The organism is Glycomyces algeriensis (genome assembly GCF_027622855.1).
Taxonomy (GTDB): domain Bacteria; phylum Actinomycetota; class Actinomycetes; order Mycobacteriales; family Micromonosporaceae; genus Glycomyces; species Glycomyces algeriensis.
The window spans coordinates 231,690-247,752 of the sequence record NZ_JAPZVR010000006.1 but is presented as its reverse complement, the minus strand read 5'-3'; the positions used below and the strand labels follow the sequence as shown (position 1 = coordinate 247,752).

Genomic DNA, 16,063 nt, shown 5'->3' with positions numbered 1-16,063 from the left:
ATGCCAAAGCGGGACAATGCTCGCGTCCTGCTCTTGCGCAACACGCGAGCGCGGCCCGGCTCCGTCAGACTGGCGCTCTATAGTCGGAGTCATGCCGATCTCGAAAGCCGCCGCTCGCGGCATCACCGACGAATTCGCTCGCCGGAGGGGCCCCAAGACCGGCCTGGTCGTGGGCGCGGCCTGGGGGAACCCGGTCCTGACCGCCGCGCTCGAGGCGCTCATGCCCGCCGACCGGCTCACCGTCGTCGCCGACCCGGTCTCCATTGAGGACCTGAAGGCCTCGCTCGCGGCCGAGGGCTCCTGGACCGCCGGGAACGTCACCGCCGTCGCCGCGCTCGCCGACGCCGACCCGGCCGAAGAGGTCATGCTCGCCTCCCCAGTCACCGTCGAGGCCGAGGCGTTCATCGCCGACATCGAACTGCTGCGCGCGAAAGTGGAGCCCGGCGGCGTGCTCTCCTTCGCCGCCACGCTCACCGCGCCCGCCCGCGAGGAGATCGCCGAGCTCGTCGCCGAGTACGGCATCGGCACCGACCTCATCGTCCGGTCGCTCCCACCCGTGCGCATCCACAAGCTCCGCATCGGCTCCGCCGCAAAACGCGAAGGCGAACCGCACGCGATCGCCCCCGCCGAAGACCTCGCCCCCGCCTGGCGCGCCTCCTCGGTCGCCGTCACGCCCTCGATGCACCTCGACTCCAACGGCGTCATCGCCGCCGGGCTGCTCTTCGGGACCGCCTGGGCCGCAAAGCAGATCCGGCCCTCCTCGAAGGCGTGGATCCTGCCCGCCCTCGCCGCCGTCCCGGTCGCCGCGTTCTTCCGCGACCCGCAGCGCGAAGCGGACCTGCGCGGCGAGGACGACGAACCGGAAGCGGTGCTCGCCGCCTCCGACGGCCGCATCATCGCCGTCGAGACGGTCGTCGACGAGCGCTTCGGCGCCGCCACCGGCACCGCCGGCGCCGAATGGCTCCGCGTCAGCGCGTACCTCAAGGTCACCGACGTGCACATCAACCGCGCGCCCGTCGCCGGCGAGGTCGTGGACGTGTTCACCGAGCGCGGCGGCTACGCCAAGGTGAGCGCGCCCGAAGCCGAGCACAACGCCGCCTGCTACACCGTGGTGTCCACGCCGCGGGGCCGCGTCGTCGTCGCCCAGCGCACCGGCGCACTCCTGCGCCGCATCGTCAACCGCACCAAACCCGGTGCGGCCCTGGCGAAGGGCGAACGGTACGGCCTCATCCGGTTCGGCTCCCGCACCGACGTGTACCTGCCCGCAGGCGCCGCCGAAGCCGCGGTCCTCCCCGGCGAGGCCGTCCGCGCGGGCGAGACGGTGATCGCCAGGTGGCGTTAGGGGATCCCCGCGCATCCCCGGTGAGTCGGTATCCGAGTCCGTTTGTTCGCTCGCTAACCGATTGACGGCTCGCAAGCGTCGCCGAGACTGCGGAGGACCCACCCGATACCGGTGTTGTATCGGGGGGTCGACAACGAAGCGTGCGGGCAAACGGGCCGGACAACGGCCGCCCGGGACGCGGGGACCCTCTAAGCCTGAGCGGCCAGGTTCTTCAGGTCCACCACTTGCAGGGCGTCCTCGACGGCCGCCGAGAGCGGCAGGTCGTCGAGCGCGTCCGCGTCCCACCAGCGCGACTCGCTGGTGGAGCCGCCGGCGGCCTCGACCACCTGCGCGGCGGACGGGTCCTCGACGGTGGCCGAATAGATCGCGCGGACCCCGTGCCAGTCGAGCGGGTACCCCTCGGGGCCGATCGCGCGGCGGTGCCGGAACGACGTGACGTTGAGCAGTTCGCCCACCTGGGCCTCCTGGCCGGTCTCCTCGTAGATCTCGCGGGAGACGGCCGCGCGCGGGGACTCGCCGAAGTCGACGCCGCCGCCGGGCAGGTGCCAGGTGCCGCCGCCGGGGTAGCCCTCGGCGATGCGGGCGAGGAGGATGCGGCCGTCGCCGTCGGCGACGACCCCGTACGCGCCGAAGCGCTGGCCGCGCCTGCGGCGGCCCTTCTTGGCCTTTGAAGGCGGGACGGGCCGGGTCTCCTGGGGGGCCTTGTCGACGCGGCCGGCGAGGCGGTCGTCGGCGAGGTGCAGGCAGGCGGAAACGAACGGCGAATGGGACTCGGCGGCCGCGCGGGCCGGTTCGACCCATTCGGCGGTGTCGCCTTCGAAGTCGTCGCCGGGGTCGCCGGTGACCTTCGCGGTGTAGATGATCGCGTTGGTGTGGACGCCGCGCCTGGCGACGGCGACCGCTTCGAGCGGTGCGCCGACAGCGACCTCGTAGCCCGTGTGCTCAAGCACCAGGCGCCCGGCGGCCCGCTTCGGGGGCTCGCCGTGGTCGAGCACGCCGCCCGGCAGGTGCCAGGGGCCCGCTTCGCGTCCGCGGGTCCGCCTCGTCAGCAGGACCCGGCCGTTCTCGTCACGGACCTCCCCGTACGCAGCTATCCGGAATTGCATCCCTCAACTGTACGGCGTGATCACGGCACCACGGCGAAGCTTGCGAGCCGTGCGTGAGCTGAGCGGCGAAGCTTGCGAGCCGTGCGTGAGCTGAGCGGCGGAACTTGCGAGCCGTGCGTGAGCTGAGCGGCGGAACTTGCGAGCCGTGCGTGAGCTGAGCGGCGGAACTTGCGAGCCGTGCGTGAGCTGAGGCTATTCCCACTCGATGGTGCCCGGGGGCTTGGAGGTGACGTCGAGCACGACGCGGTTGACGTCGGCGACCTCGTTGGTGATGCGCGTGGAGATCTTCGCGAGCAGCTCGTAGGGCAGGCGGGACCAGTCCGCGGTCATCGCGTCCTCGGAGGAGACCGGGCGGAGCACGATCGGGTGGCCGTAGGTGCGGCCGTCGCCCTGGACGCCGACGGAGCGGACGTCGGCGAGGAGCACGACCGGGAACTGCCACACGGACCGGTCGAGGCCGGCGGCGGTGAGCTCGGCGCGGGCGATCGCGTCGGCCGCTTTGAGCAGGTCGAGGCGTTCGCGGGTGATCTCGCCGACGATGCGGATGCCCAGGCCGGGGCCGGGGAACGGGTGGCGCCAGACCATCGCCTCGGGCAGGCCCAGTTCGAGGCCGATCGCGCGGACCTCGTCCTTGAAGAGGGTGCGGAGCGGCTCGATGAGCGCGAACTGGAGGTCGTCGGGCAGGCCCCCCACGTTGTGGTGGCTCTTGATGTTCGCGGTGCCGGTGCCCCCGCCGGACTCGACCACGTCCGGGTACAGGGTGCCCTGGACGAGGAAGTCGATGCCCTGCTCTTCGGCGATCTCGCGGGCGGCGGCCTCGAAGGTGCGGATGAACTCGCGGCCGATGATCTTGCGCTTCTCCTCCGGGTCCGTGACGCCCTTGAGGGCGGTGAGGAACTGTTCGGAGACGTCCACGGCGCGCACGTCGATGCCGGTGAGCTGCGCGTAGTCCTTCTCGACCTGCTCGGCCTCGCCGGCGCGCAGGAGCCCGTGGTCGACGAAGACGCAGGTGAGCTGGTCGCCGACGGCGCGGTGCACGAGCGCCGCGGCCACGGAGGAGTCGACGCCGCCGGAGAGGGCGCACAGGACGCGCTTGTCGCCGACCTGCTCGCGGATCGCGGCGACCTGCTCGTCGATGATCGCCGAGTTCGTCCAGTTCGGCTTGATGCCGGCGATGTCGTGCAGGAAGTGGCGGATGACGGCCTGGCCGTGCGGGGTGTGGGCGACCTCGGGGTGGTACTGGACGCCCGCGAGGCGCTTGTCGAGGTTCTCGAACGCCGCGACGGGGGCGCCGTTGGTGCGGGCCACCACCTCGAACCCGGCGGGGGCCTCGGTCACGGAGTCGCCGTGGCTCATCCACACCGACTGGTGCTCGGGAAGGCCTGCAAGGAGCTTCGAGGCGCAGACGACGTCGAGTTCGGTGCCGCCGTACTCGGAGAGCCCGGTCTTGGCGACGGTCCCGCCGAGGGAGGCCGCCATGGCCTGGAAGCCGTAGCAGATCCCGAGGACGGGCACGCCCGCCTCGAAGAGGGCGCGGTCGACCTGCGGAGCTCCTTCGGCGTACACGCTCGAAGGACCGCCCGAGAGGATGATCGCGGCCGGCTCCTTGGCGAGCATCTCGCTCGCGGGCATCGAGGAGGGCACGATCTCCGAGTAGACGTTCGCTTCGCGGACGCGCCGCGCAATGAGCTGCGCGTACTGCGCACCGAAGTCGACCACCAGCACCGTTTGTCGCATGCCACCAGGGTAACCGGTAAGGGGCCTCACACCGGAAGGCGCGGCTACCCTGATGACGTGCTCAACCCTGGGGTCCGCGAATCGTTCCGCCGGGTCGGCCGGGACCTGCGGTCATGGACCCCGGGCGAGGCCGTGCCGGTCCTCGCGGTGCGCGCCGCGTTCGGCATCGCGGCCGCCATGAGCGCCGTCGCCTTCGCAGGCCACCCGTCGTGGGGGCAGGCCGCGGTCATGGGCGCGTGGCTCGGCGGCGTCGCGATGCTCACCCCCGGCACCCGCACCGGGCCCTCCCTGCCGCTGCTGGTCGGCGCGGCCGGATCCCTCGGGGTCGTCCTCGGCTCCATCGGCGACCCGCTCATCCTCATCGCCGCGGCCGCCGCCTATGCGTTCACGCTCACGTTCATCGGCTCGGTCACACACGTCGCGGGCGTCACCTTCACCGTCTCCGGCATCATGTTCTTCCTCGCCGACCACCTCACCGCCCACGCCGGAGTGCTCCTCGCGGCCGTCGCCTGCGCGGCGGGCGGCGCGGTGCAGGCGCTGACGGCGCTCCTGCCCCCGTACTACCGGTGGGCCGAGGACCGGCGCACCCTCGCCGACGCCTGGCTCGCCCTCGCCGCCGAAGCGGACGGCCTCGCCGCCGACCCCGACGCGCCGTTCCGCACCGAACCGCTCTTCGAGGCCGCCCGGGAACTCGACCGCCGCCGGGCCCTGCCCGCGGCGATACTGGAGGCCCGCCGCCAGATCTACGCCGTCTCCACCGCGATCGGCCGGGTCGCCTCCGCACGCGCCCGCGCCGACGCGCAGGACCGCGACACCGTCGAGTTCTACTCGGAGGCTTTGGAACTCGCCGCGCGGCTCCTCGGCCACTTCGGCGAGCAGATCACCGCCCGCAAACCGACCGAACTCGACTGGGACGCGCTCCTCGACGGCCTCTCCCAAAACCCCATGGCCACCGCCACCGGCACCATGCCCACCGAGATCGGCGGGCTCCTGCGCACCCTCCACGAGACCGGCGGATTCGCCGAACGCATCACCGCCGGCGGCGGGGGCGGCGGGGCCCCCCCCCCCCCCCCCCCCCCCGGCGCCGCCCCCCCCCCCCCCCCCGCCGCGGCCGCCCCCGCCCCCCCCGACCCCGCCCTCGCGCACGCCACCAGCACCGCCCGCCAGGCCCTCGGCCAGCTCCGGGCCCGCCTCCACCGCCGCGACCCCGTGATCCACCACGCCCTGCGCCGCGCCGGCGTCATCGCACTCGCCATGACCATCGGCCTCGCCTGGCCCACCGACCACGGCTACTGGATCCCGCTCACCGCCTGGCTCGTCCTGCAAGCCGACTTCGCCGGGACCCTCACCCGCGGCGTCACCCGCGCCGTCGGCACCACCGGCGGCGTCGTCCTCGCCTCGCTCCTCGGACTCCTGCTCCCCCAGGACCAGCTGTGGCTGAGCCTCATCGTGCTCGCCTACGCCCTCATCGCCTACCTGACGCGGCCCGTCTCGATGCTCGTGTTCGCCGCCGCCGTCTCCGGATTCACCGTGTTCCAGATCGACCTCTCCGGCGAAAGCCCCATCGCCGCCGCCTTCGACCGGGGCGCCTGCACCCTCGTCGGCGCAGGGCTCGCGATCGGCTTCTACGCGCTCGCCCCCACCTGGCAGACCCGCCGCCTCGGCGACCTCCTCGGCGACCTCGTCGACGCCTACCGCGACTACGCCCGGCTCTCCCTCGACCGCCAGGCCCACCCGGCGGACTACGACCGCAAGGTCATGCACGCCGCCATCGACCGGATCAGGGCCCGCCGGTCCGCCCTCACCAGCGCGGCCGACCAGGCCAAGGCCGAACCCGTCGCCGGACCGGGCCCGCTCTCGGCGGACGCACTCGGTGCTGAAGCGGCATTGTCAAGGGCCGCAAGGGCACTGGTCGCCGTGAACGCGACACTGGGCCGGGACGAGCAGGCGAACGGCCTCGCGGGGGTCGACGCGTTCGCGGACTCCCTCGACACGGCCTACCTGCGGCTCGCCGCGCTGGCCCGCGGCGACGCGCCGCCGCGCGGCATCGACCTCAGCGAGGCCGTGCAGCGCCTCGACTACCGCCTCGCGGCCATCGAGGACCGCGACACGCGGACGCGGCGCAGCGTGCTGCGCTGGGAGTCCGACAACGTGGTGGAAGCCCTCGACGACGCGGCCCTGCTCATGGCCGGGTGGAACGGGGCGGGCTAGGGCCTGTCCTGTGTATCAGGGAGCGGCGGTATCCGAGTCCGTTTGTTCGCCCGCAAGGCGGAAGGCCCTCCAGATACCGGTGTTGTATCTGGAGGGCCGACAACGCAGCGAGCGGGCAAACGGGCCGGATAACGACCGGTCTGATGCACAGGACAGGCCCTAGAACAGCGCGGACCGGGCCCGCTGGATCGCCGCTTCAGCGGCTGCACGCTGCTCCTCGGTGAGCTTCGACTCGTACTCGAGGAGGTCGAGCCCGACCACCTGGAGCTGGTCGGGCAGGTGCGTGTCGTTGGACAGGCGCGGCACTGTGCGCCGCGGCTGCCCCTCGGCGTCGGCCGCGAGGTCCGCGAGGGTCTGGACCAGGCGGTGCATCGGTACGGCCTTAGCAGACCAACGAGCGGGCGACCAGTGGCGCGTGCCTTCTACGACACGCCCGATCGCCCGCTCGAGTGCAGTGCTCAATGTGATTAGTCGCCCTGGAAGTAAGACATGAGGCGAAGCAGGTTCCAGTACAGGAAGATGAGGCCCGCGGTGAGGCCGAAGGCCCCCGCCCAGGCGTATTTCTTCGGGGCGCCGTGCGCGGCGGAGTACTCGATCATGTCGAAGTCGAGAATAAACGAGAACGCGGCCCACAGGGTGATGCCGATCGCGATGATCCACTGGAGCGCCGAGACCGACTCGCCGGGAGCGGCGAACAGGCCGAGGTCCACGCCGAGCGCGCTGGCGATGAGGTTGACCATCGAGAGGGCGAAGATGCCGATGCCCGCGCCGACGATCACCTTGGTGAACATCGGCGAGTTCTTGAGGATGCGGAACTTGAACAGGGCCAGCATCGCGCCGAACACGAGGATGGTCGCGAGGAGGGCGTTCACGACGATGCCGGGCCACTGCTGCTCGAACACGGCGGAGACGCCGCCGAGGAGGAGGCCCTGGCCGATCGCGTAGGCGAAGGCCACGAACGGGTTCGTGACCGGCTTGAACATCGAGAAGATCATGATGCCGAGGCCCACGACCATGCCGATCGTCCCGAGCATCATGGCGGTGCCGATGGCGTCCGAGTCGTTGTTCGCGATGCCGTCGGCGACCATCGAGTACGTGAAGATCGCCGCGACGAAGGTCGCGGCAACGAGGGCCACAGTGCGGACGATGACGTCGTCGATCCGCATGGTCTCAGCCTGCGGAGCCTGGGTCATCTGCCCGTAAGGCCCGTACGCGGCACCCATGTGCTGCTCGTTGTACTGGGTCTTCACCATATTTCGAAGGGATGAGTTCCTGCTCTGCATTGCCATGACCTGCGGTCCTCCGTTGGAATTTCAAGGGTGATTCCGAGCTTATCCGGTCACCGCCTCAAACACGACACAGCGGCGGAGCATTCCGCTGCTCCGCCGCTGTGAATCCGCTCAGGTTGCTAGGAGATCACTGTGACCCGTCCGAGCTCGGGCGCCTGCAGCGGCGCCCCGGCGGTGCCGAACTCGGCGATGTAGTCCTCGAAGGCGTCCACATCGAGCTCGCCGAAGAGCGTGTTCGCGCCTTCGGTGAACGCGGTGAACGAGTCGCCGCCTTCGGCGAGGAACGAGTTCGTCGTGACCCGGTAGGTCTGGTCGGCGACGATCGGCTCGCCGTTGAGGGTCAGCGAGCCGGCCACGATCTGGTCGGGGCCGGTCTTCGTCTTGTCCCATGTGTACGTGAAGCCCTCGGAGACCTGGAGCTGCAGCGTCGTGGAGCGGCCGCCCGGGATCGGGAGCTGCTGCTGGAGCGCCTTGAGGAGCTGCGCGCCGGTCATGTCGAGGGTGACCACGTAGTTGTTGAACGGCTGCACGTCGAAGACCTCGCGGTAGGAGACCTCGCCCTTGACGCCCTCGTCGACGAGGAGGTCGTCGCGGACGCCGCCGGGGTTCAGGAGGGCGATCTCGGCGCCGCCGGTGTCGGCACCGGCGGTGTTCCACAGCTGCGCGTCGGCGATGAGGCTGCCGAGCGGGAACTCCTCGGCGCGGGTCTTGCCGCGCGTGATGTCCTCGGCGATGTAGCCGACCAGGCGGCCGCCGGCTTCTTCGGCGGCGGGGCCGTATTCGGCGATGATGTCGGACTGGGCGTCGTCGGACTCGAAGGCGTCGAGGTCGACGTCGCGGGTGACGACGGTGTTCGAGCCGGTGACCGAGGAGCGCACGATGTCCTTGGTGCGGCGGTCGTACGTGGCGTCGATCTGGGTGAACACGCGGCCGTAGGACGACGCGGAGGTGACCATGCGCGGGTTCCCGGCCGGGTCGGGCACCGAGCACACGTACTCCTGGTGCGTGTGGCCGGTGACGAGGATGTCCACGAGCGGGGTCATGGTCTCGGCGATGTCCACGATGGGGCCGGACATGCCGACGCCGGAGCCGTCCAGGGACTCGCAGTCGTGGCCGGTGTCCTCGGCGACCGGGACGCCGCCCTCGTGGAGCAGGACCACGATCGAGTTGACGCCCTTGCGCTTGAGCTCCTTCGCGTACTTGTTCGCGGTCTCGACCTCGTCGCGGAACTCCAGGCCCTCGATGCCGGACTTGGAGACGATGTCGCCGGTGCCTTCGAGGGTCATGCCGATGAAGCCGACCTTGACGCCGCGGCCGAAGTCCTTGACCCAGTACGGGTCGAGGACCGTCTTGCCGGTGGCCTCGTCGACGACGTTCGCGCCGAGGTACGGGAAGTCCGCGCCCTCGAAGTCCTCGTCGCCCTCGATGATGCGATTCAGCTCGTCGAATCCGGCGTCGAACTCGTGGTTGCCGACCGAGGAGACCTCGACGCCCATGGCGTTCAGGGACTCGATCGTCGGCTCGTCGTCGAAGATCGCCGACATGAACGGGCTCGCGCCGATGAGGTCGCCGGCGGCCACAGTGGTCGAGTAGCGCTCGCCCTCGCGGGCCTGCTCGAGGTGGGCCGCGAGGTACTCGGCGCCGCCTGCGGGGACGTTCACGCCGTCCACCGGGTACGTGTCGCCGGAGGAGGCCTCGACGTGGCCGTGGAAGTCGTTGATCGCCAGCAGCTGCATGTCGATCTCGCGGCCGTGGTTCGCCTGGCCGGCGTTCGCGGACCAGGCGCCGACAACGAGCGTGGTCGCGGCGAGCGCCGCGGCGGCACCCGCCGCCGCGAGGCGCTTGTGTTTGGGCTTCATTGCTCTCCAGGGACTGGGCTCGGGGGACGGCGGGCGCAATCACCCGATCGTGATCCAATCATGGGACGATTGCGCCCGGGTCAACTGAACATAACGGCTTCACAAAGCCGAGGTCAAGGCCCCGAGACCCTAGTGGGGCCTGCGCTCTTCGATGCGCTTCATGACCCGCGCCGCGACGGCCTTCATCGCGTCGACGTCGTCCTGCGTCCACTCGTGGGTCTTGTTGTCGATGACCCACACGGTGCCGATGGTGTGCCCGTCGCTGTCGACCAGCGGCGCGCCCATGTACGCGCGGATCCCGAGGGCGTCGACGACCGGGTTCGTCGCGAACCGCGAGTAGTCCAGGACGTTGTTGAGCGCCATGGCCTTCTCGCGCGCGACCACGTGCACGCAGTACCCGGCCTCGGCCGGCATCTCGCGCCCGATCTCGGGCTCCTTGCCGTCCACCGACTCGGTGCCCGGGCCGGCGATGCCGGGGAAGAACTGGTTCTGGCCCTCGCCGACGAAGTTGACCCCGGACCAGGTCGCGCCGGTCAGCTCCAGCAGCTCCTTCGCCACGTCGTCGTACTCGGGGTCGGCCTCGGGAAGCGCGCCCCAGTATTGCAGCTTCGCGGCCCGCTTCGAGCCGTCGGGGTCGCTCGGGGTGATGGTGAGGCGGAACTCGTGCTCGAGGTCGGTCATGGTGTTCTCCTTATCGGGCGACCGTGGTGGCGGTCGAGATCAGGTGCTTGGTCAGGGTGACCAGCACCAGGGTGGCGGAACGGGGGTCGCGGGCGTCGCAGGAGACGATCGGGACGTGCGGGCCCAGGTCCAGGGCCACGCGCACCTCCTCGGGGTCGTAGTGGAACGCGTCGTCGAACACGTTGACCGCCACGATGAACGGGGTCTTTCGCCGCTCGAAGAAGTCGAGCGCGTTGAAGCAGTCCGCGAGGCGGCGGGTGTCCGCCATGACGACCGCGCCGAACGCCCCGTCGGAGAGCTCGTCCCACATGAACCAGAACCGGTCCTGGCCGGGGGTGCCGAACAGGTACAGGGTGTGGCCGGCGTCGAGGGTGACGCGGCCGAAGTCGAGCGCCACCGTCGTGGTGGTCTTGGCGCCCACCCCGGTGAGGTCGTCGACGCCGATCGAGGCGGTGGTGATCGTCTCCTCGGTGCTCAGCGGCTCGATCTCCGAGACCGCGCCGACGAAGGTGGTCTTCCCGACCCCGAACCCGCCGGCGACGAGGAGTTTGATCGCGGTGGGGACGGGTCGTGCGGGCGACTCAGAGTCGCCGCTGTAGGCCATTGAGGAGTGCCTCCAAAAGGTTCAGGTCCGTAGGGTCGAGGGCGGCCTCGGGCGCGTGCGCGGTGACCGCGCCGTCCTCCACGAGGTCGGAGAGCAGCACTTTGACGACCATCGCCGGGAGGCGCAGGTGCGCCGCGATCTCCGCGACCGACACCGGCTCGTGGCAGAGCAGGAGCACGGCGGCCTGCTCGGCCTCCAGCTGCGAGGGGCGCATCCGGCCCGTCGAGCGGACCAGCGACAGGAGGTCGAACGCCGCGGTCGGAGTGGTGCGGCCGCCGCTCACCGTGTAAGGGCGGACCAGCGGCCCGGCGTCCTCGTCCAGCAGGCGCTCCTCTTCGAAACGGGGCATCAGCCCACCATTTCACCGTTGGCCGAGTAGGCCCGGCGCATCGGCGTCTCCAGGTGCGGCCGAACGCTCTTCACCAGCACCGACATCTCGTAGCCGACAGTGCCCGCGTCGGCCTCCCGGCCCGCCGTCACCGCCAGCACCGCGCCGAAGCCGGCGGTGGAGACGAACAGCAGCGTGTCGTCGAGTTCCGCGATCACCTGGCGCACCATGCCGTTCGAGCCGAGCTGCGACCCCGCGCTGCGCGCCAGCGAGAACATCCCCGAGGCGATCGCCGAGAGCTGGTCCGCCTGGTCCACGCTGAGGCCGTGGTGGGCCTTCTTCATGCCGTCCGAGGACAGCAGGAGGGCGCTGCGGGCGTGCGGGACCTTCTTGACCAGGCTCGCCAGCAGCCAGCTCAGATCCGATGTCGCCGCAACCTCGTCGCCTGCCATTAGGACTCCTCATTCGTCGCTTGGTGATCCGATGTGGGGATCGGGGCTTCGTCGTATCCGCCCGCCCGCAATTGGCCCTGCTGGAAGGCCTTCATCAGGCCCGGGTCGTGGCCGGCCTCGAGGCGGTGGCCCGTGCGGGGGGTGTCGCGGAGCTCAGGTGCGAGGTGGGACTGCTTGCGGCGCTTGGGGAGGTCGGGTCGGTCGCCGTTGCGGGGACCGTCGACGGCGGGCATCTCCGCGGTGACCGGCAGGGCGTCGGTGTCGTGCTTGACCGGGACCATGCGGGGGACCGGGATCGCGCCGGAGTGGTGGCCGGTGCCCGCGGTGGGGAGGGCGCGCATCTGGACGACCGGGGGCTTCGGCTCGGGCGGCGCGGCGATCGCCGCGGGCTCGAGCTTCGGGACGTCGCCGAGGAGCTCCTCGGGGATGATGAGGACCGCCTGGGTGCCGCCGTAGATGTTGCCCTGCAACTGGACCGTGAGGCGGTGCTGGTGCGCGAGGGAGGCGACCACATAGAGGCCGATGCGGCCGTCGTCCAGGAGCGCCGCGAGGTCGGTGCCCTCGGGGTCGGCGAGCATCCGGTTGTACTTGTCGCGCTGGGACTGCTCGACGCCCAGGCCGCGGTCCTCGACCTCGACCGCGAGGCCGGTGCGGACCCGCGAGACGCGCATGAGCACGGTGGTGTTGGGGTCGGAGAAGACCGTGGCGTTCTCGACCAGCTCGGCCACAAGGTGGATGAGGTCGGCCACCGCATGGCCCTGCACGGTGCCCTTGATGGGGAGCACCAGCTTGACGCGGGCATACTGGTCCACTTCGGACACTGCGGAGCGCAGGATCTCGTAGACGTTGATCGGGCGGCTCCACTGCCGGTGCGGGGTCGCGCCGCCGAGGACGGCGAGGTTCTCGGCGTGGCGGCGGATGCGGGTGGCCAGGTGGTCGACCAGGAAGAGCCCCTTCAAAAGATCGGGGTCCTCGACCTGCTTCTCCAGGTGGTCGAGTTCGATGATCTCCTTGTGCACCAGCGGCTGGATGCGCCGGGCGAGGCTGACGAAGATCCCGATCCGGGCGTGCGCGGCGATGGCGGCGGGCGCCGGAGGAGGCGGCGGGGCGACCGCCGGCCGCTGCGGCGGCGGCGCGATCACGCGCGGCGGCGCAGCAGGAATGCCCCGCGCCACGATCGCTTCCGCAGCGGCACGCAGGTGGCGGGTCTCTTCCGCGAGCTGGCTGATCGCCTCATCGGTGGTCGCGGCGATCTCGCCCCCAGAAGGCAGCGGCACGGACCAGCGCTGCTCGACCGGGCGGAGGCGCTGCAGGTCGTCGAGGGCCTGCCAGACCTTGTAATGCGTCTCCACAGTGGACCTGCGCACGGATCCGATGCGGCGTCCGAGGTCGGCGTCGATCTTGGTGGCCGACATGAGGGTCAAGTACCCGACGACGAGGAGCAGGACCGCGGCCGAGGCGTAGACCAGCGGGGCGAGGCTGGACTCTCCTTGGGAGAGAAAGACGGCGACGCCCGCGCTGGCGACCACGGCGGCGCAGAAGGGCAGGAGACCCAGGCGCAGCAGACGGGCCTTGAGATCGGGCCCGCCGGAGTCCGGAGCGTGCGGCGCTTCGGGCTGATAAGTCTGGGTTGTGGTCCGAGATGTTTCGGGCATCGCCATCCTTACGACACAGGCCTGACGACACCGTGCAATCGGAAAGATTCAGAACTATTGCAGCACAAGGGGAATCTGTGGAACCATGCCGACTGGTTCGAACAGAAGGGTACCAATGCTCAGGTATTGGATAGCACGGCTTCCCAAGAACAGTCAACAGCCTCAACCCGAACGGGCCTCCCGGCACCGGCCGTACGGTCCGGGCGCCCCACCATCCGCCCGACCCCGCGTCGCCCGTGCCCGAGACGGGATTTGAACCCGCAAGTCTCACGACGGCCGGTTTTAAGCCGACTGTGTCTACCAGATTCCACCACTCGGGCCCGTATGCCTGACACGCTAGCGGGAATCGGACCGTGATGGACCCCCCAACTTGCCCGCCCCATGCGTTCACCTGAGGGAACACTGAAGTGTCGTGATCCCGACAGTTCCCGGTCCACTTCCCTTGCGGTTCAGGCGGCAGCGACAAGTGGGAGTGCTTCCATTGTCCCACTTCGACATTCGGTTCGTTGTACACAAGGTTCAAGCGGCGGCGACAAAGAGGCAGTATGCGGGGCGGGTCCAACTTCGGCCCCCAACAATGATTGTGGGACCTTTCGATCCATTATGGACTTATAATTCACCCGTCCGAGTGATGACATCACCACCAATACCTGTCATCATTGATCTATAACCGCCACAACGACAATCGGATAACTCCTAAGGGGGTGAGCAGGATGAATGGCACCGATCGAAACTCACAGGCAGCAGCCCTGCGCCCCCAGATCGATTCCCTCACCACCCAGCTCTGCGCAGTCGAGGCCAATCTCCTGCGAGCAGTGATCGCCTACACCTCTCAGGGGCTCCACAAGGAATGCGACGGCTTCTCCGGCATTCGCGACTGGATCAAGGAATCCTTCAGTCTCAACGAGGCCTGCGCGGGCCAGATCGCCTCCATTGCCCGCCTCTCTCCGAAGTTCAAGCACCTCACCGAGGCCGCCCTCGCGGGGACTGCCCGCATCGACGCGATCGCCTACGCCATGCGGCGCATCGAACGAGAAGGCCTGACCGTGTTTTCCCGGGTCCCCTACCCCGCCCCGGTCGAGTCCCCCTACGGCGCAACGCTCTGCCGGACTCCTGAGGAGCTGATCCGGGAGTACTGCATCCACTCCACCCGGGCCGAGCTCGCCGAGCACCTCGACCGCATCTGCGCCGAACTCTTCGACCAGCAGTCGCTCCTCGACGAGCTGAGCCAGCAGTCCCTCGCCTGGCTGGAGGTCAACCAGCGCCCTGATGGCATGTGGGACATCGAAGGCCTGCTCACCGATGACACCGGGAAGCTCATCAGCAACGTGCTGAAGACCGCCGTTCCTCCGCCTCGCCAAGAGGACAGGGACTCCGATGGCCTGCTCCCCCGAGTCTCGGGCCGCAATGCCGAAGCACTGCACCAGATGGCAGCGGCCTACGGCACCGACCCCTCGGCCCCCAAGCGCCACGGCCACACCGCCACCCTGAACCTCACCTGCGACCTCGCAACCCTGCGCGGTGAGAAGACCGGTCGGCTCCCCATGCTCGACGGCAAGCCCATCTCCGTCGCCAAGGCCCGCCTCCTCGCCTGCGAAGCCGGGATCATCCCCTCGGTCTTCGACTACAGCACCGGCGAAGCGATCGAACTGGGCCGAGCCAAGCGCCTCCCCAACACGGCCCTCCGCCACAAGCTCGAACTCGAGCAGCCCGGAGGGTGCGCCTGGTCCGGTTGCCGCGCCCCCATCTCCTGGACCGAGGCACATCACCTGGAGCACTGGGCAGACGGAGGTTCGACGACCGCCGAGAACCTCGTGCTCCTCTGCAGGTTCCATCACGGTCGGATTCATACGAATAAATGGGACATAGCGAAAACCGGTCCTGGTCAAGTCTCCATCCGGCACAAGCGCACTGGCTGCACTGATGAGGAATGGGAAGCGGACCTCTTCAAGGATTTGCCGAACGGACATGACTCCTCGGAATGGTCGCCTACGTATCGACGTGAGCTGACCGACTATGCCGCCTGGTATGCCCAGAAGAGCATGGAAGCCACGATCGTCAAGACCAGGGAGCGTCTCCGGGAGACGGTGCCCGCCAAGGAGATGGCCCACGTGGCACCCGTGGTGATGCGGGAAGACCCGGGCGATTCCCCGTTCTTAACCTGCCCTCAGCGGGCGACTGCTGAGGGGAGCGCAGGTCGAAGCCAGCGCAGCCCGATTCCCAAGGGGGACCGGGCCCCTCAGCATGTCCGGGGTTCGTCTAGGTCGCCCGGGAGGGACCGCACCGCCTCGCTTCGGCAACGCGAGCCCGATCGGACCCGGCCGCCACGGTCCGCCCCCGCCCCTCCACTCACCCCTTCGTCGTTGCCCGCTTGAACCCGCGCCCGGTCGGACCGGAGGAGCGCAGCCCGCCCCTTCCCCACCCGTTCGTCGCTGCCGGCCTGAGCCCGCGCCCGGCCGGGCCGGAGGAGTGCAGCCCGCCCCTCCCCCACCCCCTCGCCGCTCGGACCCGGGTCCGAGCCGAAGGCCCGAAGCGCGTCCCACCCCTCCCCCACCCTTTGTCGCCGCCGCTTTGAGGCCGGGCCATCGGAGGCCGAGGGCCGCAGTCAGAGCGGGTCCCCCACCACTCCGTCGCTGCCCGCTTGAACCCGGATCCCGGTCAAACCAGGCAGGCGCATCCGGACCCCACGCGCCGCCCTCCTCATCCCCTTGGGATCGTTCCCAAAAATCTCAGTGACGAACGCAACCACACCCACGCCTCGGCACGTCCACAGTGCGGCATCGTCGTTTGGCACGGATC

At 69.9% G+C, this 16,063-nt stretch carries 13 protein-coding genes and 1 tRNA gene; 3 read left to right on the top strand and 11 right to left on the bottom strand.

Going from position 1 to position 16,063, the window contains the following annotated elements:
* Positions 1 to 91 precede the first annotated feature (91 nt).
* The gene (locus O2L52_RS13720; RefSeq protein ID WP_270116142.1) at positions 92 to 1,342 is read left to right on the top strand and encodes a phosphatidylserine decarboxylase; all 1,251 of its coding nucleotides are present in this window, start codon (positions 92 to 94) and stop codon (positions 1,340 to 1,342) included.
* 188 nt (positions 1,343 to 1,530) lie between these two features.
* Here the strand turns inward: O2L52_RS13720 and O2L52_RS13715 are convergent, their stop codons facing one another.
* Together O2L52_RS13715 and guaA are read right to left on the bottom strand one after the other, a co-directional pair.
* Positions 1,531 to 2,448 carry an NUDIX hydrolase gene (locus tag O2L52_RS13715; protein ID WP_270116141.1) on the bottom strand — a complete coding sequence of 306 codons (918 nt, stop codon included), beginning with the start codon at positions 2,446 to 2,448 and terminating at the stop codon, positions 1,531 to 1,533.
* A 192-nt stretch (positions 2,449 to 2,640) separates the two neighbouring features.
* Entirely contained in the window at positions 2,641 to 4,185 is a 1,545-nt protein-coding gene (gene guaA, locus O2L52_RS13710) for a glutamine-hydrolyzing GMP synthase (protein ID WP_270116139.1), read from the bottom strand.
* Positions 4,186 to 4,242: 57 nt separating this feature from the next.
* Here guaA and O2L52_RS13705 point away from each other — a divergent pair, with 57 nt between their 5' ends.
* Positions 4,243 to 6,396: an FUSC family protein gene (locus O2L52_RS13705; protein WP_270116138.1), complete on the top strand. Its 2,154-nt coding sequence runs from the start codon at positions 4,243 to 4,245 to the stop codon at positions 6,394 to 6,396.
* Between the two features lie 159 nt (positions 6,397 to 6,555).
* On the opposite strand, the gene O2L52_RS13700 is transcribed toward O2L52_RS13705, so the two are convergent.
* The 9 genes from O2L52_RS13700 to O2L52_RS13660 form a co-directional block, all read right to left on the bottom strand.
* Complete coding sequence (locus O2L52_RS13700; RefSeq protein ID WP_270116135.1) at positions 6,556 to 6,768, bottom strand: hypothetical protein; 213 nt, start codon at positions 6,766 to 6,768, stop codon at positions 6,556 to 6,558.
* A 95-nt stretch (positions 6,769 to 6,863) separates the two neighbouring features.
* A complete protein-coding gene (locus O2L52_RS13695; protein ID WP_270116134.1) occupies positions 6,864 to 7,649 on the bottom strand; it encodes a Bax inhibitor-1/YccA family protein in 786 nt (261 codons plus the stop codon).
* 155 nt (positions 7,650 to 7,804) lie between these two features.
* A complete protein-coding gene (locus tag O2L52_RS13690; RefSeq protein WP_270116132.1) occupies positions 7,805 to 9,544 on the bottom strand; it encodes a bifunctional metallophosphatase/5'-nucleotidase in 1,740 nt (579 codons plus the stop codon).
* 129 nt (positions 9,545 to 9,673) lie between these two features.
* Positions 9,674 to 10,225 (bottom strand): GAF domain-containing protein, encoded by a 552-nt coding sequence (locus tag O2L52_RS13685; protein WP_270116130.1) that lies wholly within the window; start codon positions 10,223 to 10,225, stop codon positions 9,674 to 9,676.
* A gap of 10 nt (positions 10,226 to 10,235) precedes the next feature.
* Positions 10,236 to 10,829, bottom strand: coding sequence for a GTP-binding protein (locus O2L52_RS13680; RefSeq protein WP_270116128.1), 594 nt, complete (start codon positions 10,827 to 10,829; stop codon positions 10,236 to 10,238).
* Positions 10,807 to 11,178: a DUF742 domain-containing protein gene (locus O2L52_RS13675; RefSeq protein WP_270116127.1), complete on the bottom strand. Its 372-nt coding sequence runs from the start codon at positions 11,176 to 11,178 to the stop codon at positions 10,807 to 10,809. The genes O2L52_RS13680 and O2L52_RS13675 overlap by 23 nt, the downstream gene beginning before the upstream one ends.
* Positions 11,178 to 11,609 carry a roadblock/LC7 domain-containing protein gene (locus O2L52_RS13670; RefSeq protein ID WP_270116126.1) on the bottom strand — a complete coding sequence of 144 codons (432 nt, stop codon included), beginning with the start codon at positions 11,607 to 11,609 and terminating at the stop codon, positions 11,178 to 11,180. Before O2L52_RS13670 ends, O2L52_RS13675 begins: the two co-directional genes overlap by 1 nt.
* The gene (locus O2L52_RS13665; protein WP_270116124.1) at positions 11,609 to 13,264 is read right to left on the bottom strand and encodes a sensor histidine kinase; all 1,656 of its coding nucleotides are present in this window, start codon (positions 13,262 to 13,264) and stop codon (positions 11,609 to 11,611) included. Before O2L52_RS13665 ends, O2L52_RS13670 begins: the two co-directional genes overlap by 1 nt.
* Before the next feature lie 237 nt (positions 13,265 to 13,501).
* A tRNA-Leu gene (locus O2L52_RS13660) sits at positions 13,502 to 13,584 on the bottom strand.
* 393 nt (positions 13,585 to 13,977) lie between these two features.
* On the opposite strand from O2L52_RS13660, the gene O2L52_RS13655 reads away from it, so the two are divergent.
* On the top strand, positions 13,978 to 15,639 hold the full coding sequence (locus tag O2L52_RS13655; RefSeq protein ID WP_270116123.1) for an HNH endonuclease signature motif containing protein: 1,662 nt from the start codon (positions 13,978 to 13,980) through the stop codon (positions 15,637 to 15,639).
* Positions 15,640 to 16,063: the final 424 nt, after the last annotated feature.